Source organism: Escherichia sp. MOD1-EC5990 (assembly GCF_002965285.1).
Classification (GTDB): domain Bacteria; phylum Pseudomonadota; class Gammaproteobacteria; order Enterobacterales; family Enterobacteriaceae; genus Escherichia; species Escherichia coli_F.
The window spans coordinates 357,893-380,845 of sequence record NZ_PTRV01000001.1 but is presented as its reverse complement, the minus strand read 5'-3'; the positions used below and the strand labels follow the sequence as shown (position 1 = coordinate 380,845).

Sequence of the window (22,953 nt, the reverse complement as noted above, 5' to 3'; positions counted from 1 at the left end):
GCTCTTCTCCCTAATCCAGCCGACGTTTGGTTTTCAGCCACGTCAGGCCGATAAACATCACCGCCGAAGCGCTCAAAAACAGCACGTTCACCACCAGCACCACCGGAATATTCCCGGCGAGGAACAGGCTTTGCAGGGTGCTGACGAAATAACGTGCGGGAATAATGTACGTCACCGCGCGGATCACCGCGGGCATACTGTCTATCTGAAAAATAAAGCCGGAAAGCATAATTGACGGCAGAAAAGCGGCGTTCAGGGCAACTTGTGCGGCGTTGAACTGGTTGCGGGTAATTGTGGAAATCAGCAGCCCCATTCCCAGAGTACTGAGCAAAAACAGGCTGGAGATAAAAAACAGAATCAGCAGCGACCCGCGATACGGCACGCCGAGAATAAACACTGACACCAGCATACACAGCAACATCGCCAGCATCCCAAGGAAGTAATAAGGGATCAGCTTACACAGCAACAGTTCCGTGCGGGTTATCTCCGTAGAGAGTAACGCCTCCATGGTGCCGCGTTCCCATTCTCGCGCCACCACCAGCGAGGTGAGAATCGCGCCGATAACCGTCATGATGATGGTTACCGCGCCGGGGATAATAAAGTGCTGGCTAATCGCCGCCGGGTTAAACCAGTAGCGAGTCTGGACGTCGATAAGTGGTTCAAAAGTCTGCCCGTTGTCCTCTGCCCGCTGCATTTGCCAGATCTGCCAGATCCCTTCGACATAACCTTGCACAAAGTTAGCGGTATTTGGCTCACTGCCGTCGGTGATCACCTGAATCGGCGCGGTAGCGTTGGCGCGCTCCATCTGTTCGGCGAAATCCACCGGAATCACCACCAGGCCACGAATTTTTCCCGCCTGCATTTTGGCGATTAATTCCTGACGGTTATCGCTGATGGTGGCGTCGATGTAGGGCGAACCGGTCATGGTATGGGTGAAATCCAGCGCCGCTTCGCTACGCTGTTCCAGCAAAATCCCAACCCGCAGCTTGCTGGAGTCGAGGTTAATGCCGTAGCCAAATATAAACAGCAGCAACAGTGGGATCACCACTGCAATCAGCCAGCTACTCGGATCGCGAACGATCTGCCGCGTCTCTTTGACGCACAGCGCCCGCACGCGACGCCAGGACAGGATCGGATTACTCATTGCTATGCTCCTTATCCCAGTCGTGGATCAACTGAATAAAGGCCTGCTCCATGGTGGGATCGGGTTGCTCGTCGTTGGCCGACTGCGCTTTCAAATCATCTGGCGTGCCGCTGGCGATTAATTTCCCACGATACACCAGGCCGATGCGGTCACAATATTCTGCTTCATCCATAAAGTGGGTGGTGACCATTACCGTGACGCCTTTCTCTACCATGCTGTTGATATGCAACCAAAATTCACGGCGGGTGAGGGGATCAACGCCGGACGTCGGTTCATCGAGAAATAGAATGTCCGGTTCATGCATCAGCGAACAGGCCAGCGCCAGACGCTGTTTAAAACCTAAGGGCAGTTCATCGGTCGCGTGGGAAGCGATACTTTTCAGGCCGAACGCCTCACTCATACGGGCGATTTTTTCGTTCTGCGCCCGCCCGCGTAAGCCATACACACCAGAAAAAAAGCGTAAATTCTGTTCGACCGTCAGGTTGCCATAGAGCGAAAACTTTTGCGCCATATAGCCGAGATGCTGGCGCGCTTTGCCAGAACTCTCTTTCAGATCCATCCCCAGCACCAGCGCCTGGCCAGAGGTCGGTACCAACAAGCCGCACATCATCTTAAAGGTGGTCGATTTCCCTGCGCCGTTTGGCCCGAGCAAACCAAAGATTTCACCGCGTTTGACGGCAAAATTCACGTGATCGGTGGCGGCAAAATCGCCAAACTTTTTGGTCAGCTCTTTCGCTTCGATCACCGTCTCGCCAGGTGTACCTTCCACCGTATGCAATATTGCGCCCAGCGGTGATTCCGAGGTTCCAGCTCCGCCCAGCAAATCAATAAACGCATCTTCAAAGCGGGGCGTGGTTTGGCTGATGTCGATTTCTGGCATCCCGTCGGCGTGGCGAATATCGTCTGGCGTGGCCTCTTTTTTGAGGATCAGACGTACCGATTTCCCCTGAATCATGCCGTCGCTCACCTGTGGCAGTTTCAAGGCGCGTTGCAACAATTTGCGGTTGCCCTCGTGTGGGCTGGTCATCAGAAAGCTACGTCCGGCCATGGTTTGTGTCAGGGCCGTCGGTTCTCCCTGATACAGCAACTCGCCTTCGTTCATCAGCAACACGTCACGGCACTGCTCGGCTTCGTCGAGATACGAGGTGCTCCAGAGAATTAACATTCCTTCGCCTGCCAGCTCATGCACCATCTGCCACAGTTCGCGGCGTGAGATAGGGTCAACGCCGACGCCGGGTTCATCGAGCAGCAACACTTTCGGTTCGCCCACCAGGGTACAGGCCAGGCCGAGTTTTTGCTTCATCCCGCCGGAAAGCTTGCCCGCGAGGCGTCCGGTAAACGGGCCAAGAGATGTAAATTCCAGCAGGCGAGCAAATGTCTGCTTCCGCTCCTCACCGGTGACGCTGCGCAAATCCGCGTACAGATTGAGGTTCTCCATCACCGTCAGATCTTCATACAGACCAAATTTCTGCGGCATATAGCCGAGCACGGCGTGCAGCGCGCCGTCGTTTTTGATTGGATCAAAGCCAATCACTGTGGCACTGCCGCTGTCGGGTTTCAGTAATCCCGCCAGCATCCGCATCAGCGTGGTTTTGCCCGCACCGTCCGGCCCCACCAGCCCCGTCACATAACCGGCGTGAATGGTACAGTCGAGTGGCGCGACAGCGGGCTTGTCCATGCCCGGAAAGCGTTTTTCCAGGCCGTTCAGCGTGATAACGGCATCATTCATGTCCTGCCTCATTACCGAATTGCACCGTCACCGGCATTCCCTGGCGTAACGCATCATCGGCGTCGGTCACCACAATACGCAAGCGATAGACGAGGTCGGTACGCAGATCCGGTGTTTCGACAGTTTTCGGGGTAAATTCAGCGGTTGGCGAAACGAAACCAATCTGCCCGTGATACGGCTTGTCCGGGCGACCATCGGTATAAAGCAGCACTTTGCGCCCCGGCTGGGCCTGGTCAAGATTACGTTCATCAACATAAGCACGCACCCACACCGGACGTGTCAGTGAGACGGTAAAGACTGTGCCACCTTCATTGAGCACCGTGCCAGGCTCTACCGCGCGGGTTAACAGCGTGCCATCAGACGGTGCTACCAACGTTGAGTCCTGTAAATTCAGCTCCGCCTGCGCCAGTTGCGCCTGTGCCTGTTCGAGGCTGGCTTTCGCCTGGGCGATGTCCTGTTCACGATTACCGGAGCGATACTGACGCAATTTATCCTGTGCTGATTTCAGCGTTGCCTGCGCCTGGTCGCGCGAGGAGCGGGCATTTTCCAGGTCGTTTGCCGAAATAGTGCGACTTTTCCACAACCCTTGCTGGCGGTTGTAGAAGTTCTGCGCATAGTCATATGCGGCCTGCGCCTGTTTTACGGCGGCGGCGGCCTGAGCGATTTCTTCATCGCGATACCCGGCAAGCATCAGGTCATACTGCGCCTGTGCCACCGAAACACCCGCTTTTGCCTGCATCAGGGCAATTTCATACGGCTTATGATCCAGTTCGCCCAGCACCTGGCCCGCTTTAATCGCATCACCTTCGTCTACGGCCAGCGACTCAACGCGACCACCGACACGGAAGCTAAGATTCACGGTGCGAATATCCACGTTGCCATATAACGTCAGGCCGTTATCCTGGCGGCTTTGATACCACCAGTAGCCTCCGGCAACCACGGCGGCAAGTACCACTACCGCCAGTCCGATCACGACAGGTTTTTTCATCACTACAAACTCCTTTGCGATAATCCTTGCAAAATCAGGTCGATATGACAGGTCACCGTCTGGTTGATCAGTTCGGTCTTTTCTTCATCGAACGCGGTCCAGCCGGTACGTAACAAAATAGTTTCTTTGCCAAGACGAAACGCCAGAATCTCACCAATCAACGCATGGGTATGAAGGATCATGCGGGTGTCGTTGGCGTCGCAGCCGGTCCAGGCGGCAATCAGGCGTGTAAGGTGGCTGTGTAGCGGGCTAATCACCTGTTCATGCACCAGGTGGTAGGCTGCCGTAGGAGAGAGTTGCTCACGGGAGATAAACTTGCTGAGGTTGACGGTGTCATCCTGGGTGAGCAGCTTAATCATGTTCCTGCAGGCACGAAGGATCAGTTCACGAATAGCTGCGCGATCCGGCTGTGGTTGCGCGAACAAACGTTCGGCTTCTTCAGCGTGCGGACGGAACTGCTCGCCAATGAAATCGGCAATCCATTGGGCGCAGGCGAGATATAGATCTTCTTTCGAACCGAAGTAATAGGTGATGGCAGCGATATTCTGCCCGGCCTGGGCGGCTATCTCGCGGGTGGTGGCGTTCATTCCATATTCACCAAACTGCGCCAGTGCGGCAGCAATCAGGTGTTTTTTCGCCTGTTCACCCTTGATTGTCATGGCAGGATTATTCATCGCACAGTCCATTCTTAATCAAATGATTGATTAAGATTATGACTCCATATGGGAGTTGTCCAGTATGACCAGGAATTTTAGCAACGCCAGTCACAGGGATAATTTATGCGCTGCGTCACAAAAACTGCTACACTCCGCTCCCTCATGACATTGTGGTTTTTGTCATTTTCCTTTTCAGTATCTCCCTGAAAACTACACCGGTAACGGTCGGGGCGGTTCGGAGTAGTTATGTCTTTCGATTCTTTGGGTTTAAGCCCTGATATCTTGCGCGCCGTTGCTGAGCAAGGTTACCGTGAACCCACCCCTATTCAGCAGCAGGCGATCCCTGCGGTGCTGGAAGGCCGCGACCTGATGGCCAGTGCCCAGACCGGTACTGGCAAAACAGCGGGCTTTACGCTGCCGCTGTTGCAACACCTGATCACTCGCCAGCCGCACGCCAAAGGGCGTCGTCCGGTCCGTGCGCTCATTCTTACCCCAACCCGTGAACTGGCAGCACAGATTGGCGAAAACGTCCGTGATTACAGCAAATACCTGAACATTCGTTCGCTGGTGGTATTTGGCGGTGTGAGCATTAACCCGCAGATGATGAAGCTGCGCGGTGGCGTTGATGTGCTGGTGGCAACGCCGGGGCGTTTGCTGGACCTGGAACATCAGAATGCAGTGAAGCTGGATCAGGTTGAAATTCTCGTCCTCGATGAAGCTGACCGCATGCTCGACATGGGCTTTATCCACGATATCCGTCGTGTGTTGACTAAGCTGCCAGCGAAGCGCCAGAACCTGTTGTTCTCCGCCACTTTCTCAGACGATATTAAAAACCTGGCGGAAAAACTGCTGCACAACCCGCTGGAAATCGAAGTGGCACGCCGCAATACCGCGTCTGATCAGGTGACCCAGCATGTTCACTTTGTTGATAAAAAACGCAAACGCGAATTGCTGTCGCACATGATTGGGAAAGGGAACTGGCAGCAGGTGCTGGTGTTTACCCGTACCAAACACGGCGCTAACCATCTGGCGGAACAGCTTAATAAAGATGGCATCCGTAGTGCGGCGATCCACGGTAATAAATCGCAAGGTGCGCGTACCCGTGCGCTGGCTGATTTTAAATCGGGCGATATTCGTGTACTGGTGGCAACTGACATCGCTGCGCGCGGTCTGGATATCGAAGAGTTGCCGCACGTCGTCAACTATGAACTGCCAAACGTACCGGAAGATTACGTCCACCGTATCGGGCGTACCGGTCGTGCAGCGGCAACTGGTGAAGCGTTATCGCTGGTGTGTGTGGATGAACACAAACTTCTGCGTGATATCGAAAAACTGCTGAAAAAAGAGATTCCACGCATTGCGATTCCGGGTTATGAGCCGGACCCGTCAATCAAAGCCGAACCGATACAGAACGGTCGCCAGCAACGTGGCGGCGGCGGTCGTGGACAAGGTGGTGGTCGCGGTCAACAGCAACCACGCCGTGGAGAAGGTGGCTCAAAATCTGCAAGCGCAAAACCTGCAGAAAAACCATCTCGTCGTCTCGGCGATGCCAAACCGGCAGGCGAGCAACAACGCCGTCGCCGTCCGCGTAAACCTGCCGCTGCGCAGTAATACCATGTAAGGGCAAAAGAGTATCACAGGCTTTTGCCCTTTATTCAGGTAACACGGTCAGACATGCATGTCATGTCTGATTTTATTGTTTTTAATAAATTTGCTTTATGATCTATCTAGTGTATTTAAAATGGCAATGAAATTATTTCTTCTTGCAATCTGAATTATTGTTAATAACATTGGTTGATATTCATAAACAAATTCTGGGAAAGTCTGGAATAAACATGCTATTGCATAAAGTGTTTGTTCATCATCTGGAAAAGTATTATGAGATATGTGATTCAGTATTAGCTTGATTCTGTCCCTGATTTTATTATTTTCATTGTCTATAGTGTATCCGACTATCTCCCTAAGCAAAATAAAGTGTGCAGTCGTTTCATTACCATATATCTTTAGCAGTTCCAATAAACTGTCAAATTCTGACGCCTGAATATTTTTGGCACATAACTTTAACACTTTATCGAGTAACTCCAGATGCCCCGGTTCATAAACTGTTTTTTGTAGAATATTAAGTAATGTTGGCAATGATGAATATGCATAAGGAATATCTGTATTCAATAACAATTTCAAAGATTGAGCGGCAATTTTAGGTTGATATAAATGCCGGGATTCAATTCTGCTAATTAAAAAAGCAGTTGTATTCTTTTTAGTTTCATTGTCGGTAATCTCTATCATCTCAAACAGTCTGCTAAAATATCCTCTCAGATCGTATTGTGTAACAATAGAAATACAATCCGTGAATAAGTCATTATATTCAGTTATTAAATTTGGATAGCTATCAAAAAGTGTATAACACATCTCCATATAATTATGCAATTTTAATATTTGTGAAGAGGATTTAATTGTCGCATCGCTAATGCTAGTTGTTTTTATCGATTCAATAGCGAAAATCAGTGGGCTGATACATTTCGATAAATCATCATGTTGTAACTTCAACACTAAAACTATATCTTTTATCCATTTTATTTTTAAGTCAATGTCTGTTTGTTTTGAGATGATGTTAATCAGTGTGTGTTGGACGCAGCGATGTCTGATTAAACTATGTTGATTTAAATATCCTCTGTGAACAGAGTTATGTGCAATATCCAGTATGGCATCAAAGAGCAAACTATCAGGATTTGAATTTGTGGAGGTAAAGATGTTCGTTATAAGATAATTTAATATCAATATTTTATTTCCGTCGTTATTTATATGGCGTAGTGGTGCCAATAACTTGTTATAGAAAACTTTCTTTTCCTCAGTGTTGTATTTGCTATTTTTGTCATTAATATGATTAAGAATTTTAACCAAAAGGATGATTATTTTGTTCTTATAATCGAGTAAATCTGGCTGAACATGATACGTCGAGAGGTACCCCCGGGTATCAAAAATAGAAGATGCATCGGGGCTATCAAAAATCATTAAATCTTCCGGACTATTTATATCGAAAAGTTTGATATTTTTTATAAATAATTGTGAAAAAAACAAAATACTTTCTTTATGAAATACGTCAGAATTATCATATAAAATATTAATTATTGGTAAGGCTATTTGCTCATTAGAAATTTTTTGCGGTTCTAAATGATAAGGGTTGTTTAATACCTTATTATTATATAAGGTTGATGTTAAATGCTGAATGAACATCTGCTTTTGTTCATGGTTCTTTGTTTTTTTAATAACATCTAACAGTTTTTTGGCATTATTATCAAACCAGAAAACCATATCTGTAATGGATAAGTTGTCAGGGAAATAGTTGGAATTGCCTGGTGTGTTAGGTTTAAATAATGGCCACTGCTCAAACAAATTACGCATAAAACTCCTTTAATACGTCAAATTGAAATTGATAAAAATAATAAGTAATCATTATGTGCAAGCTATAGATAATGAAATAATTTAAATTAACTATCAAAAATCGCTCATTTCTGCTTATTGATAGAAAGATTGATCGCCAGTCTGTTTAGAGCCGTGCAGCAGCAAAATTTCATAACCAGGTTATCCTGAGTTTGTTGTGCGAAAAGTTAAAAATGAGCGATTTCTGTAAGATTCCCTATTTTGCCAGGCTTATGATCCGCAGATCATTCATGTGCAAAGGAGCGGTGTATGGATTGTTCAAAATGCAATGGTTATGCGACGATGTTATTAAATATGGTGCAGGGTTCTGACCCGGTTAATTTACTGGAATTACATGGTTTCCTTGAACACTTCGCATATTATGTTTCATTTGGCAAATTTAATGCTGGCCACCAGCGCTATAATGCATTTAAAAAATTCGTCAGTGAGATTTCGGAGATCAGCGCAAATGATATCAATATGACGATTAAAACCGGGCAATCCAGACATGAAAATGTGATCTCTATAAATATGAATAATGCAATTCATCGTGATGAGAAAGGGATCACCGTCAGAATAGATAATATTAATGGAAAGAAAAATAACTCTAATTCATCAGATGTTTTTATTCCTTATGTAAATACATTTTCTGACCTCAAAAATAAAATACTCAGGATGAAAATTGAACTGACTGAAGGTAGTGGTTTTTCTAAAAGTCTTTTTGACAGTCAGATTGAGACGCATATTCTGAGGGATATTAATTCGCTTAACGTTGGTGAGAAATTGAATGATGATAATCTTGCATATCATTCTATATTCACTAACGAATTCTCTGTTATTATTCCGCCATCCTATTATGATGCGACCTCTGCAGTAAACGCTAATAATATTGTGAGAGAAAAACTATATGAAAGTGATAGTAAAGTTAAAGATATCGTCGATGATATGTCTAATCATGACGTGGAGAGCGAAAAAGATATATTTGTAATCGGGGGGATGATAGAAAAACTAGAATCTCTGGCAGACGAATCTTTCAATGATAATACTGATAACATAAAAACAGTAAAAGATTTGCTAACGCAATTAACTGATGGCATGGAACTCTTCACGCTGCGGGACATGGTAGCATTCCCATCGTCCATAATAGCAAAACTATTAAAATCCCCACTTAATATCGATCATGAACTTGTTATGCGCGTACTGGATACGTATCTGTGCTACTTCAGAAATAAAAATCTGAGTAACGATGCGGAAATAATAAATTTTTTCTATGCTCTCTTTTTAAAGAGACCAGAGTTGATGGTTTCTGAAAATTATAGATTTATTCAATTTGTTGATTTGCTTTTTGAAAACAGAAGTGTTGAAGAGAAAAACTTAGCATTTGACCTTTATCACAATTATCAGGTATTACCTGAAATAAAACAATTCGTTACTGAAGAAATAAAGTTGAATTTCAATCAGCTGCAAGGATTGTTAGATAAAGATAATAAATGTTATATCCTGTTATCATCCGATAACTCTGGGCGAGTAATGCGCTTATCGCACCAGGCGTTAATCCCAATGCTTGAGCCAGAAGTTAAGAAAAAGACCATCTGGAATAATTACTCTATTTATCCATCTTTGCAGGATACCCATGAAGTTGTCAGAGATGATCCAGAAACGATTTGTACGTGTGCATTTCCTTTATTTGCAAAAGGATGGGAATATGCGCAGAAAAATAAGAAACACCAATTGATTCTCAATGCTCTTGGATTGAAAGGTTATATTCGTGATGTATTTATGTCAGCAATAATGCGAAAAACAGACTTTGTGCCAGAATCGGATAATCAATCGACAGAATTTAAATCATTATTTTCCTCTTTGATGACCGATTCAGACCAATGGCAACAGCATACTTTGAAAGAAAAACATTACACTAATCTATTAACGATGCTGGATCTCAAAGAGGCCAGTGAAAGTGATAAATCTAAAATATTTTTCTGTCTGTCCGCCGTATTTGCAAATATTTCTCACAGTAATGTCTTTAACGGTATTCCTGATGCGTCAAAAATTTTAAAACGTTATGCATTTGCTTTATTGGCTAAAGCTCACTCTTTAGATGAAAATATGATAAGCAGTCAAACTTTTAATACATACAAAGCGGTATTGCTTGATTTCAATAATCTGTCTAATGAAGAGGCCAACCAGCTGCGTATAAGTTCGTTATATCGTGATATGGTCCGCTACGCACAATATCGTTTTTCTAAAGTTTTATCCGAGTGGACGCCAGACGCATGGCTGTAAAGATCCCAACAGGATAATGGCATTGATGGCCCTGGCTCAGGCCAGGGCGGGCAATACCGGTTCCTGCGAAGCGATGACGGCGGCAAGTGTAACCACGAAATGAGGTATCACTTGCTGTTTTCTGCCCTGAAGACTGGCGCTCACCGTGCCGTCGAACTTTCAATCAAATATATTGTGTGAGGGCGTGTTTGCGAGCCGCTTTCCAGAAACAGAAAAACCATTACCGCTGAAAACCGAAAAATGCCACAATATTGGCTGTTTATACAGTATTTCAGGTTTTCTCATGGCATTAACCGCCGCGCTTAAAGCGCAAATTGCCGCCTGGTATAAGGCGCTTCAGGAACAGATCCCCGACTTTATTCCCCGTGCGCCGCAGCGGCAGATGATTGCGGACGTCGCCAAAACGCTGGCCGGAGAAGAAGGGCGGCATCTGGCGATTGAAGCACCCACCGGCGTTGGGAAAACGCTCTCCTATTTAATCCCCGGCATAGCCATTGCTCGCGAAGAGCAAAAAACGCTGGTGGTGAGTACCGCTAACGTGGCCTTGCAGGATCAGATCTACAGCAAAGATTTACCGTTGCTGAAAAAGATCATTCCCGATCTTAAATTTACCGCCGCTTTCGGGCGTGGGCGCTACGTTTGCCCGCGTAATCTGACGGCGCTCGCCAGCACTGAACCCACGCAACAGGATCTGCTGGCGTTTCTTGACGACGAACTGACGCCGAACAATCAGGAAGAGCAAAAACGTTGTGCGAAGTTGAAGGGCGATCTCGACACTTATAAATGGGATGGTCTGCGCGATCATACGGATATCGCCATTGATGACGATCTCTGGCGTCGTTTGAGTACCGACAAAGCCAGCTGCCTCAACCGCAACTGTTATTACTATCGCGAATGCCCGTTTTTTGTCGCTCGTCGGGAAATTCAGGAAGCCGAAGTTGTCGTGGCAAACCATGCGCTGGTGATGGCGGCGATGGAAAGCGAAGCCGTATTGCCTGACCCGAAAAATTTACTGCTGGTGCTGGATGAAGGTCATCACCTGCCTGATGTGGCACGGGATGCGCTGGAGATGAGCGCCGAAATTACCGCGCCGTGGTATCGGCTGCAGCTGGACTTGTTTACGAAGCTTGTTGCTACCTGTATGGAGCAGTTTCGCCCGAAGACCATCCCACCGCTGGCGATCCCCGAGCGTTTGAATGCGCATTGTGAAGAGTTGTATGAGCTTATCGCCTCGTTAAACAACATTCTCAATCTCTACATGCCTGCCGGGCAGGAGGCAGAACACCGTTTTGCGATGGGCGAACTGCCTGATGAAGTGCTGGAGATCTGCCAGCGGCTGGCAAAACTCACCGAGATGCTGCGTGGTCTGGCGGAGTTATTTCTTAACGATTTAAGTGAGAAAACCGGCAGCCATGACATTGTACGCCTGCATCGGTTGATTTTGCAGATGAACCGCGCGTTGGGGATGTTCGAGGCGCAAAGCAAACTCTGGCGGCTGGCTTCTCTGGCGCAATCTTCCGGTGCGCCGGTGACCAAATGGGCGACGCGGGAGGAACGCGAAGGGCAGCTACATCTGTGGTTTCACTGTGTGGGTATTCGTGTTAGCGACCAACTGGAAAGGCTGCTGTGGCGCAGTATTCCGCACATTATTGTTACCTCCGCAACCTTGCGTTCGCTGAACAGTTTTTCGCGTTTGCAGGAGATGAGCGGGCTGAAAGAGAAAGCGGGTGACCGCTTTGTGGCGCTGGATTCGCCCTTTAACCACTGCGAACAGGGCAAAATTGTTATTCCCCGGATGCGCTTTGAGCCTTCCATCGACAACGAAGAGCAGCACATTGCCGAGATGGCGGCCTTTTTCCGTAAGCAGGTGGAGAGCAAAAAACATCTCGGTATGTTGGTACTGTTTGCCAGCGGACGGGCGATGCAGCGCTTTCTCGACTATGTGACGGATTTACGCCTGATGTTGCTGGTGCAGGGCGATCAGCCGCGTTATCGCTTAGTTGAACTGCACCGCAAACGCGTTGCCAACGGTGAGCGTAGTGTGCTGGTGGGCTTACAGTCCTTTGCCGAAGGGCTTGATTTGAAAGGTGATCTGCTCAGCCAGGTGCATATCCACAAAATCGCTTTTCCGCCCATCGACAGCCCGGTGGTGATCACCGAAGGGGAATGGCTGAAAAGCCTCAACCGCTATCCGTTTGAGGTGCAAAGCCTGCCGAGCGCCTCGTTTAACCTGATTCAGCAGGTTGGGCGACTGATTCGAAGCCACGGTTGCTGGGGCGAAGTGGTGATTTACGATAAACGCTTGCTCACCAAAAACTACGGCAAGCGGCTACTGGATGCATTACCGGTATTTCCGATAGAGCAACCGGAAGTCCCTGAAGGTATAGTTAAAAAGAAAGAAAAAACGAAATCCCCACGCCGTCGGCGGCGTTAATGATGTGAGTCAGGTAAGGAGTCGTAAATGGACTATCGCAAAATCATTAAAGAGATCGGGCGCGGGAAAAACCACGCGCGCGATTTAGACCGGGATACTGCGCGCGGTCTGTATGCCCATATGCTCAATGGTGAAGTCCCTGACCTTGAGTTGGGCGGCGTATTGATTGCGCTGCGTATCAAAGGGGAAGGGGAAGCAGAGATGCTCGGCTTTTACGAAGCCATGCAAAATCACACCATCAAGCTGACGCCGCCTGCAGACAAGCCGATGCCGATTGTCATCCCCAGTTACAACGGCGCGCGTAAACAGGCCAACCTGACGCCGTTGTTGGCGATTCTGCTGCACAAACTCGGTTTTCCTGTGGTGGTTCACGGGGTTAGCGAAGATCCAACTCGCGTGCTGACAGAAACCATTTTCGAACTGATGGGTATTACGCCAACGTTGCACGGCGGGCAGGCGCAGGCGAAGCTCGACGAACATCAACCGGTGTTTATGCCAGTCGGCGCGTTTTGCCCGCCGCTGGAAAAACAACTGGCGATGCGCTGGCGGATGGGCGTGCGTAACAGTGCACATACCCTGGCGAAACTGGCGACGCCATTTGCCGAAGGTGAGGCGCTGCGTCTTTCCAGCGTTTCGCATCCGGAATACATTGGACGCGTCGCGAAGTTCTTTAGCGATATCGGCGGGCGGGCGCTACTAATGCATGGTACTGAAGGTGAAGTGTATGCTAATCCGCAGCGCTGCCCGCAGATCAATCTCATTAACCGCGAAGGGATGCGGGTGCTGTATGAAAAACAGGACCCTGCTGGTAGCGAGTTACTGCCACAAGCAAAAGATCCGGAAACCACGGCGCAGTGGATTGAGCGTTGCCTGGCTGGCAGCGAACCGATTCCCGAATCGCTGAAAATCCAGATGGCTTGCTGCCTGGTGGCTACGGGGGAAGCGGCAACTATCAGCGATGGCCTGGCGCGCGTTAATCAGGCATTTTAATTTTTATCTCAGCCGGATGAGCCACGTCATCCGGCTTTTACCCCACCGCAATATGAAATTCCTGCATCTTTATTGACCTTCCCGCGCCCGGCGTGCAGCATAAAAAAACAACAAACACATAACATAAACAGGAGTTAACCATGGAAAGTGGTCATCGCTTTGATGCTCAGACGTTGCACAGTTTTATTCAGGCTGTATTTCGTCAGATGGGTAGCGAGGAACAAGAAGCGAAATTAGTTGCCGATCATTTAATCGCGGCAAACCTGGCAGGGCATGATTCACATGGTATTGGCATGATCCCAAGCTATGTGCGCTCCTGGAGTCAGGGGCACCTGCAAATTAACCATCATGCCAAAATCGTTAAAGAGGCGGGGGCGGCGGTCACGCTCGATGGCGATCGCGCATTTGGTCAGGTCGCGGCACATGAAGCGATGGCGCTGGGGATTGAGAAAGCGCATCAGCACGGTATTGCTGCCGTGGCGCTACATAACTCGCATCATATCGGCCGTATCGGTTACTGGGCGGAGCAGTGTGCAGCGGCGGGGTTTGTCTCTATCCACTTTGTTAGCGTGGTCGGTATTCCAATGGTCGCGCCGTTCCACGGTCGCGACAGCCGCTTTGGCACCAACCCGTTCTGTGTGGTTTTCCCACGTAAAGATAATTTCCCGCTGTTGCTCGATTACGCCACCAGCGCCATCGCATTTGGTAAAACTCGCGTCGCCTGGCATAAAGGCGTCCCCGTGCCGCCAGGCTGTCTGATTGACGTTAACGGCGTACCGACGACAAATCCGGCGGTAATGCAGGAGTCGCCGTTGGGTTCGTTGTTGACCTTTGCCGAACATAAAGGCTACGCCCTCGCGGCGATGTGTGAAATTCTTGGCGGGGCGCTTTCCGGCGGTAAAACGACGCATCAGGAAACGTTACAAACCAGTCCCGATGCCATTATTAACTGCATGACCACTATCATCATCAACCCGGAACTGTTCGGCGCGCCGGATTGTAGTGCGCAGACCGAAGCCTTTGCCGAGTGGGTGAAAGCCTCGCCGCATGATGACGATAAGCCGATTTTGCTACCGGGCGAGTGGGAAGTGAACACGCGTCGCGAACGGCAGGAGTTGGGGATTCCACTGGATGCGGGAAGCTGGCAGGCCATTTGCGATGCGGCACGGCAGATTGGTATGCCGGAAGAGGTGTTGCAGGCTTTCTGTCAGCAGTTAGCCAGCTAAAAAAAAGCCCGTCCAGTGACGGACGGGCAAACAAGGGTAACATAGGATCAATGAGGGTTAGAGCATATGCGTCTGTCGGCAAACAGACAGGGAAATACTTGTGCTGGACGTAGCGTCAACGCCTTATCCGTCCAACGGTTCGGATTTTGTAGGCCTGATAAGATGCTGTAGCGTCGCATCAGGCACCTGTTGCCGGATGCGGCGTGAACGCCTTATCCGGCCTACGAATTACTTATAGATAACCGCAGTTCCGCTTAATTTATTGTTGTTGGTGGCAGAAGTGATGCTGTATCCGCTGGCACCAGCAGCCGCAGCTTTCTCAGCCAGTTTCGCTTCCAGGGCATCGAGGGTGGATGCACCATCGGCAGAAACCACGCCGATTTTATTCATGTTCTGTGCCTGGGATGCCGTTACCGGTTCCGCCGCGAACACGCCAAAGGACAGAGTTGAAAGAGCCATAGCAGCAACAACAGTATTGATAGTTTTCATAATTAATCTCTCGCAGGTGATTTTTGTATAAGTGACGTTGTTTCGTCGATGTGATGAGTATCACGTTTTTTTACGAGAGATAAAATCGAAGAGAATTGACCGCCTTGTTCAAATAAATTGATTGATATCTAACATACTGATAATCCATTTATTTGTTGAACTTATGGACTTGTTTTATGCAGCGTGGCAGTCACGACAGCGTTAAAGGCACGGAATGCCACGCAAAATACAAATTATACTCGCTATACATCCCGCCAGTTGTAGTTAACGTAACTGGCTGTCTTTCGAACCTCTGCGATTATATCCTGTATAAGCTGGTTTTTGTAAATCTTTCTCCTGTTGGCAGTGAATGCATAAGCGCACGCCAGGAATGGCTTCCCGACGGGCCTGCGGGATGGGGGCGCCGCACTCTTCACATTCATACAGGCTCTCGCCACGCGGAATTTCACCCCGAGCGCGGGCAATCGCATCTTCAATTGTACTGTTGATCTGTTCGTTGACGGCGTCATCGTTAGCCCAACCGGATGCCATATCGTCCTCCCCATATCAATGCTTGTACAGTTAAGTGTAGCTAATATAGGGACGAACTCGGGCAGTTCAAGCGTCAGATCTCCGACCATTCCCGCAGCAGATTATGATAAAGATTGAGCAGCGACAGGATCTCTTCACTTTCGCCATGGCGGCTTTTCAGCGACTGAATATTGGTGTCCAGTTCGAACAGCATGGCGCGCTTTTTATCATCGCGGATCATCGACTGGATCCACATAAATGATGCCACCCGTACGCCACGGGTTACGGGGGTCACGCAGTGCAGGCTGCTGGAGGGATACAACACCAGATCGCCTGCCGGGAGTTTTACCCGATGTTGTCCGAAGGTGTCATTAACGACCAGTTCGCCGCCGTCGTAGCTTTCTGGATCGCTTAAAAACAGCGTGGCAGAAAGGTCAGTGCGCATCCAGCCGTTTTGTGGGTGACTGCGTACTGCGCCATCCACATGAAAACCGTAAGTTTCATTGTTCTGATAACGATTAAACAGCGGCGTGGAAAGGGTACGCGGCAAGGCAGCGGCAAAGAACAATGCATGTTGGTTAACCGCGTTCAGCACCTCATTTTGCAGGGCGGCGTATAACGCACTGCGGGTGTCGACCTGTTGATTGTTCTTAACTTGCGCGCCTTGTGCGCCGGTGGTGACGCGTCCATCCACCCATTCGGCTTGTTCCAGTTGTTCGCGAAACCGGGCGACGTCCTGTGGCGATAACACGCCGGGAATGTGGTACATCATACAAGTTCTCCAAAAAGTGGGGCCTGCGCCCCACATCTGAATCAGAAATGCATATTGGCGGTAAGCAGGAACGTTCTTGGTTCACCTGGGTGATAACGGTAGCCGCTCTTGTTGATTGAGGCGACGTAATCGGTATCAAACAGGTTGTAGACGTTTAGCTGGAAGTCGAGATTGCGATTAACCCGATACCCCAGTTTAGCGTCGGCGACCCAATAACCTTCGGTAAACGCTGGCGTTCCCACCGCGCCGTCAGAACCTTTATGCATACTGCCGATATAGCGTGCGCCCGCACCAACGGAAATATCATCGGTTGCCTGATACTGGCTCCATAAGGTAAAGGCGTGCTCCGGGGTATACGGCAGCGATGAGGAACCATCCTGGGCAACATCTTTGCCGTTTTTGATGGTTGCTTTTTGCTGGGTATAGCCGCCAATCACCTGCCACGCGGGAGTGATATTCCCGGCCACGGATATCTCATAGCCTTCGACGCGTTTCTTACCGTATTGCGAGTAAGTTCCGTCATCATTTTGCTCAACTTCATTTTCGATATCAGTACGGAACAGCGCGGCGGTGAGCAACAGGCGTTTATCCAGAACCTGCCATTTGGTGCCAATCTCGCTGGTGTTGGCTTTTTGCGGTTTAAAATCGGTGCGGTTGGCACTGTTACCGCTGCCAGACTGCGCAAGGGCGAAGTTGTTGCCGCCCGGCGGCTGCTGGGAAACGGCATAGTTAATATAGACATTGCCGTTTTCCGTCAGGTGATACAGCGCCCCGGCTTTCCAGTTCACCAGATTGCCCGACTTGGCGGTATCGACGGTGGTGACCGGAGAACCTTTTGCCACGCCAGCAGGGCAGGTAACGGCACCGCGTCCGCTGCCGCCGCAGGCGGTGGCACTGTCATATTCAGTATGATAATTATCCAGACGGATCCCGCCGTTCAGCTCAAAATCACGGGTGATTTGCAGCGTATCGAAGGCATAAATTGCGAAGGTATCCGTCTGACCATTGGCGTTTGCGCCGTTACGCGTCAGGCCGCCAGGATGAATGCTGCTGTCAGGATGATAAATATTCACCGCAGGTAACGTGACCGGATTAACGCCATAGTTAGTCTGCGTTTCACGGGTAAATTCCACGCCAGTACTGACATCATGACCGATAGAACCGGTATAGAACGTCGAGGTCAGGTTGGTCTGGTTGGTGAGAATTTTATTACTCACATCCTTGGTATTCGCCGTACGTGACCACGTCCAGCTATTCACATCGCTGGTGGGCTGGGTAATATTCGATGCCCCGCCCATAATCGCCGTCATCAGGTAATCCTGCTTTACGCGCGACCAACGGGTGGTATTGCGAATGGTGGTGTTATCGTTGATGTCGTGCTCAAAACGCATGGTAGCGGTGTCGGTGGTCGAATCGTCGTAATCGGAATCCGTGCCGTAAAAGTTATGCGTATCAACTTTTCCGGAATGATTCAGGGTCGCCGTTCCTGCAGATGGGGCAGAATAGCCCGGCAAACCGATGGTTGGAATGCCGCCGTCTGGCGTGTTGTGCTGGGTGACATGCAGATAATTAAGATACAAACGATTCGCTGTGCCAAGGCCAAAAGCTACAGAAGGGGCGACGCCGTAACGCTCATTTTTAACTTTGTCGCGTCCGGCATCGTGCGTTTTTTCACCCATCACATTCAGGCGCAGCGCGGTGGTATCACCAATGACCTGATTGACGTCCAGCGTGCCGCGGCGGAACCAGGCGCTGCCAATACTCGCGGAGGCGTCAATGCCCGAATCATTGCGCGGCTGCTTGCTGATCATATTGATCGAGCCCGTCGGTGCGCTGCGCCCGTAGTCGGTGCCGGACGGCCCTTTAATTACTTCGACCTGCTCTGTATTGAAAGTGTCGCGCGAGACGCTGCCGATATCGCGAATCCCATCAATATAAATACTGTTAGAAGTATCGGCACCGCGCATATAAATGGCGTCGCCAGTGGTGGAGTTACCGTTCTCACCAGCAAAAAACGCACCCACGCCGGGGACGTTTTTGAGCGCATCGGTAAGGTTGGTTGCACCCTGATCTTTAATCACTTGTTCAGAAATCACCGTCATCGTGCGGGTAGTATCTGCTACCGGACGCGAGAATTTCGGATCGGCAGATTGTTGTGGCGCGTAAAGCGAAGGCGTTGATGCTTCGACAACCAGCGTGTCATCCGCGTTAGCTTGCCCTTCGGCAGCGAGTGCCTGTGCCACAGGCGTGATGCCAATACAAAGACCGGCAAAGAACGTGAGCGAATGAAATTGTCTGGCAGGGAAATTGCGATTGTTTTCCATTTTGCAGGTAACTTTTTCTTATATGTTGAAATTTTCACTGTCACGAGAAAGCCTCTCTGCGGATGCGATGCCACTGTTAATCCCGTGATAGCGTTCGTGCAAGTGATAATAATTTTGATAAGCATTATCACTTGGCGCGATTTTCTATCACCCATTGCGCGAAAAAGAAATACATTTATTTACATTGCGTTCATATTTGATGTTTTTTGATTACAAAACAGGCGAAAACTGCATCCAGAGGCGAATGCAGTTACGTTGGTGGGGTTATTTGTAGATGGTTGCAGTACCGAACATCTGGTCATTTCCGCCCGCGGAATTAATGACATAACCTTTCGCGCCTTGTTCACGCGCTTTTTCTGCCAGTTTATCCTCCAGATCGCTTAGGTTTGATGCGCCAGTTGCCGAAACGGTACCGGCGGGCCGTAGCTGACCGCTGTCCAGGTTACTCATCGGTTGCGCGGCATAAGCCGTGAGAGAGATTCCGCTCAGGACGGTGGCAATCAGTAGTGTGAGGCACTTTTTCATAATGACATCCTCATAAATACAACGGGTAGTGCCTGATAAGTGTAGGTCGCCTGGACGATGAAAATGACGCAAAAAATTGACAGAGATGTGCTTGTTTTTTGAACGATATATTTTTACAAAATAAGACAAATCAATGACATGCATGATGCTGATTTTTATGATGAATTGCCGTAAACCATAGCCATGTTAAGGTTTTGGGGAATGATAAACGCAGCCAGATATTTACCCTGTCGCGTTATGCGGGTATCTTACGCCGCTGCTTAAAGGAGAATGCTATGTCCGCCCAGAAACCGGGGTTGCATCCGCGCAACCGTCATCACAGCCGCTACGATCTTGCCACGCTTTGTCAGGTCAATTCTGAACTCAGGCAATTCCTCACGCTTACACCTGCCGGGGAGCAAAGCGTAGACTTTGCCAATCCGCTGGCGGTGAAGGCGCTCAATAAGGCGTTGCTGGCCCATTTTTACGCCGTAGCGAACTGGGATATCCCGGACGGTTTTCTCTGCCCGCCAGTACCGGGCCGGGCGGATTATATTCATCACCTTGCCGATTTACTGGCTGAAGCAAGCGGAACAATTCCAGCTAATGCCAGCATTCTGGATATCGGCGTTGGTGCGAACTGTATTTATCCGCTGATTGGCGTACATGAATATGGCTGGCGTTTTACCGGTAGTGACACCAGCAGCCAGGCGTTAAGCAGTGCGCAGGCGATCATCAGTGCTAATCCGGGGCTTAACCGCGCCATTCGTCTGCGTCGGCAGAAAGAGAGCGGGGCGATTTTTAACGGTATTATCCACAAAAACGAGCAATACGACGCGACCTTGTGTAACCCGCCATTCCACGATTCCGCCGCTGCGGCACGGGCGGGTAGTGAGCGTAAACGGCGTAACCTGGGGCTGAACAAAGACGATGCACTGAACTTTGGTGGTCAGCAACAGGAGCTGTGGTGTGAAGGCGGTGAAGTGGCTTTTATCAAAAAGATGATTGAAGAGAGCAAAGGCTTCGCGAAGCAGGTGATGTGGTTTACCTCGCTGGTATCTCGTGGCGAAAACTTACCGCCGTTGTATCGTGCTCTGACGGACGTGGGCGCGGTGAAAGTGGTTAAAAAAGAGATGGCCCAGGGGCAAAAGCAGAGTCGCTTTATTGCCTGGACCTTTATGAACGACGAGCAGCGCCGCCGTTTTGTCAATCGCCAGCGTTAAAGCGTTGGTTCCCCCGGCGGCAACGGTTCAGCCGGGGTCGCGCCCGGAGCAGGCAGCACCTGATAAGTCTGTACCGGAGCGCGAACACCCGCCAGGTCGAAATGCTTTTTCACCTGGCTGTCGAGGGCAAAGCGGACCGTCCATTGTTTGAGTGGCAGCGTGGTGAACGAAACACGCAGTGTAAATGCGGTATTGCTTAAGCCGACAATCCCGGCAAAGTTCGGTTCACCGATAATCAACCCGCGAATTTCTTCGTTTTCCATTAATTCCGCTACCGCATCTTTCAGTGCCTGATTGGCTTTATCAGCATCTTCATGGCGATCAACATCATAATTTGCCACTACCGAACCAATGCCGCGGACAAAGTTAGCAAAGGTGGTAATCGAAGACCACGGAATGATGTGATACGCCCCGGTATCCTGGCGTACGCCCACGGAGCGAATCGACATCCGTTCCACAGTGCCGGTCAGCGGCCCGATAGTCACCAAATCTCCAGTGTTCATGCCGTTTTCAAACTGAATAAATACCCCGGTGATAATATCTTTCACCAGCGTTTGCGAACCAAAAGAGATAGCCAGCCCCAATGCACCAGCACCTGCCAGCAATGGCGCGATATTAACGCCGATTTCTGACAACACAATCATGATGGTGATGGTACTGATAATCACCGCCAGCGCGTTGCGAAACAGCGTCAGCAGAGTACGCGTGCGGGCGCTCGGTAGCGGGCGGCCATGAATATCCGAAGCCAGTCGGTTTTCGATCAAACTGGCGAGCACCGTCCAGCCAACCGCCGAGAAGAAAAGGATGAGTGCGATACGGATCAGGATATCTACGGTTCTCTGCCCCGCGCCGTTTTGCAGCCAGTTCCAGAAATCGAACAATCCCCATGCGCTCAACAGCAACATCACCGCCACGCAGACGGTCAGAATACGCGCCGTTTTCAGTGCCGCCGAAAGCCAGCCGTTCAGCCGTTTTTGCAGTTCCGGATAATTACGCTGAGTATGTGGCGAGAGAGTGATGGTTTTCGCCAGCCAGCGGGAAAACATACCGGAAACAAACGCGGCGATACCAATAATCGCCAGGCTGCGCACCGTTGCACCCATCATAAATTTCAGGCTGTTGCCCGGATCGAACAACGAAAAGAAAAACAGCACGATAAAATAGGCGCTTGCCAGCCAGTGCCACACCAGCGCAAAGGCGCGGATAAACAGGCTGAAAAAGGCCAGCGAATGCTCCGCGAAGTTGAGCAAATGCTGGGTAATCTCTTTTTTATTACGAAAGATCAGGTACAACGCCCAGACCGTCATGCACAGCATAATGATGACGTTCGCTAGCGCACCGATTTGCACATTCACCTGATTAGAGATAATCGGCACAGCCACAATCAGACCATAGCCAATCAGGCTGCTTAACCAGCTCAGGCGACGACTCCAGTAACGGGCGCTTTCGTCCTGAATCGTGAACGGGCGCAGCTCCGCCACGTTGGGGCAAAAAATCAGGCGTAGTACGGCTTTGAAAAATTCAATCAGGGCAAAGGCGTTGAGAAACAAACTTTGTTGGAAAGCGATGGTGCGACTGCCCGCATTCAGGTTGTCGCTTAAGACCTGGCCGACAAATAATGTCAGTGCCAGTAACAGCAGGTCGATAATAAACGCCCCGATAATCATCGCCGGAAGCTGCAACCAGTTACTGCGCTCACGATTTTTTTGCCGTGCCCACTGGCCCATTTTGCGATACAGCGGCAGCGCGCACAGGCGAATCAGCCAGTAAAAACCAAACACTAATACCGCTAACATTGAAAAATGGGTCAGCGCATTGCTGAAGGTTTGTGGATTAAACGGCTTATGCGGGGAGCCGGTGATATTGCGATAAAGTTGTCCGAAGCGGGCGGAAAGGGCTTCACCATAATGGCGGCTGACTTCGGTGACCTTTTGCAGCACGGTTTGCTCTTCAACCAGCGTCGGCGGCACGATCTTCGGTACGGGTTCCGCAGGAGGCGTAGCGGCGACGGTGCGCAACTGGTCGATCAACTCTTTACGCGAGGTGTCATTATCCAGCACATCCGCCAGTGCGCCATAGGCCGCTTTTTTTTGTTCGATATCCGGTTCCGGGGCCGGTTCAGTCGTTGAGTCCGTTGTCGTTGTGGTTGTAACGCCGGGTATGGATACCGCGTGGGCAGGTGCGCCCAGCAGGCAGAAGAGGATGAACAGGATCCACCGCATGACTCCTCCAGTGAGAAAACAGAGCAAAAAGATAAGTAT

At 49.7% G+C, this 22,953-nt stretch carries 17 protein-coding genes; 6 read left to right on the top strand and 11 right to left on the bottom strand.

Features of this window, described 5'->3' with window-relative positions:
• Positions 1–10: 10 nt before the first annotated feature.
• The 4 genes from BEB42_RS01885 to cecR are packed head-to-tail and all read right to left on the bottom strand — an operon-like array spanning position 11 to position 4,535.
• A complete protein-coding gene (locus BEB42_RS01885) occupies positions 11–1,144 on the bottom strand; it encodes an ABC transporter permease (protein ID WP_105267127.1) in 1,134 nt (377 codons plus the stop codon).
• The gene (locus BEB42_RS01880; RefSeq protein ID WP_000997113.1) at positions 1,137–2,873 is read right to left on the bottom strand and encodes an ATP-binding cassette domain-containing protein; all 1,737 of its coding nucleotides are present in this window, start codon (positions 2,871–2,873) and stop codon (positions 1,137–1,139) included. Before BEB42_RS01880 ends, BEB42_RS01885 begins: the two co-directional genes overlap by 8 nt.
• Entirely contained in the window at positions 2,866–3,861 is a 996-nt protein-coding gene (hlyD, locus tag BEB42_RS01875; protein WP_001353336.1) for a secretion protein HlyD, read from the bottom strand. The genes BEB42_RS01880 and hlyD overlap by 8 nt, the downstream gene beginning before the upstream one ends.
• Positions 3,862–3,863: 2 nt before the next feature.
• Entirely contained in the window at positions 3,864–4,535 is a 672-nt protein-coding gene (gene cecR, locus BEB42_RS01870; protein WP_001353335.1) for a DNA-binding transcriptional regulator CecR, read from the bottom strand.
• A 228-nt stretch (positions 4,536–4,763) separates the two neighbouring features.
• Between cecR and rhlE the strand changes: the two genes are divergently transcribed.
• Positions 4,764–6,128, top strand: a complete 1,365-nt coding sequence (gene rhlE, locus BEB42_RS01865; protein ID WP_000007133.1) for an ATP-dependent RNA helicase RhlE — start codon at positions 4,764–4,766, stop codon at positions 6,126–6,128.
• 105 nt (positions 6,129–6,233) lie between these two features.
• Here the strand turns inward: rhlE and BEB42_RS26365 are convergent, their stop codons facing one another.
• A complete protein-coding gene (locus BEB42_RS26365) occupies positions 6,234–7,919 on the bottom strand; it encodes a hypothetical protein (protein ID WP_157942747.1) in 1,686 nt (561 codons plus the stop codon).
• A gap of 288 nt (positions 7,920–8,207) precedes the next feature.
• Between BEB42_RS26365 and BEB42_RS01860 the strand changes: the two genes are divergently transcribed.
• From BEB42_RS01860 to hcxB, 4 genes are all read left to right on the top strand, one after another.
• Positions 8,208–10,220, top strand: coding sequence for a type III effector (locus BEB42_RS01860; RefSeq protein ID WP_105267126.1), 2,013 nt, complete (start codon positions 8,208–8,210; stop codon positions 10,218–10,220).
• A 283-nt stretch (positions 10,221–10,503) separates the two neighbouring features.
• On the top strand, positions 10,504–12,654 hold the full coding sequence (gene dinG / locus BEB42_RS01850; protein ID WP_001218655.1) for an ATP-dependent DNA helicase DinG: 2,151 nt from the start codon (positions 10,504–10,506) through the stop codon (positions 12,652–12,654).
• A 27-nt stretch (positions 12,655–12,681) separates the two neighbouring features.
• Complete coding sequence (gene ybiB, locus BEB42_RS01845; protein ID WP_000386518.1) at positions 12,682–13,644, top strand: DNA-binding protein YbiB; 963 nt, start codon at positions 12,682–12,684, stop codon at positions 13,642–13,644.
• 140 nt (positions 13,645–13,784) lie between these two features.
• Positions 13,785–14,870: a hydroxycarboxylate dehydrogenase HcXB gene (hcxB, locus tag BEB42_RS01840; protein WP_000443506.1), complete on the top strand. Its 1,086-nt coding sequence runs from the start codon at positions 13,785–13,787 to the stop codon at positions 14,868–14,870.
• A gap of 228 nt (positions 14,871–15,098) precedes the next feature.
• On the opposite strand, the gene ybiJ is transcribed toward hcxB, so the two are convergent.
• The 5 genes from ybiJ to mcbA all read right to left on the bottom strand — a co-directional run bounded on the left by ybiJ (position 15,099) and on the right by mcbA (position 19,490).
• Complete coding sequence (ybiJ, locus tag BEB42_RS01835; RefSeq protein ID WP_000849301.1) at positions 15,099–15,359, bottom strand: DUF1471 family protein YbiJ; 261 nt, start codon at positions 15,357–15,359, stop codon at positions 15,099–15,101.
• Between the two features lie 264 nt (positions 15,360–15,623).
• The gene (gene ybiI / locus BEB42_RS01830; RefSeq protein ID WP_000146357.1) at positions 15,624–15,890 is read right to left on the bottom strand and encodes a C4-type zinc finger protein YbiI; all 267 of its coding nucleotides are present in this window, start codon (positions 15,888–15,890) and stop codon (positions 15,624–15,626) included.
• 73 nt (positions 15,891–15,963) lie between these two features.
• Positions 15,964–16,641, bottom strand: coding sequence for a PKHD-type hydroxylase YbiX (ybiX, locus tag BEB42_RS01825; protein ID WP_000990168.1), 678 nt, complete (start codon positions 16,639–16,641; stop codon positions 15,964–15,966).
• Positions 16,642–16,682: 41 nt separating this feature from the next.
• Positions 16,683–18,965: a catecholate siderophore receptor Fiu gene (locus tag BEB42_RS01820; protein ID WP_000429997.1), complete on the bottom strand. Its 2,283-nt coding sequence runs from the start codon at positions 18,963–18,965 to the stop codon at positions 16,683–16,685.
• A gap of 264 nt (positions 18,966–19,229) precedes the next feature.
• Positions 19,230–19,490, bottom strand: coding sequence for a DUF1471 family periplasmic protein McbA (gene mcbA / locus BEB42_RS26135; RefSeq protein WP_000710619.1), 261 nt, complete (start codon positions 19,488–19,490; stop codon positions 19,230–19,232).
• Positions 19,491–19,765: 275 nt separating this feature from the next.
• On the opposite strand from mcbA, the gene rlmF reads away from it, so the two are divergent.
• Positions 19,766–20,692, top strand: a complete 927-nt coding sequence (gene rlmF, locus BEB42_RS01810) for a 23S rRNA (adenine(1618)-N(6))-methyltransferase RlmF (protein ID WP_001353333.1) — start codon at positions 19,766–19,768, stop codon at positions 20,690–20,692.
• Here the strand turns inward: rlmF and ybiO are convergent.
• Complete coding sequence (ybiO, locus tag BEB42_RS01805) at positions 20,689–22,914, bottom strand: mechanosensitive channel protein (RefSeq protein ID WP_001267257.1); 2,226 nt, start codon at positions 22,912–22,914, stop codon at positions 20,689–20,691. The two genes, rlmF and ybiO, sit on opposite strands and share 4 nt — an antisense overlap.
• Positions 22,915–22,953: the final 39 nt, after the last annotated feature.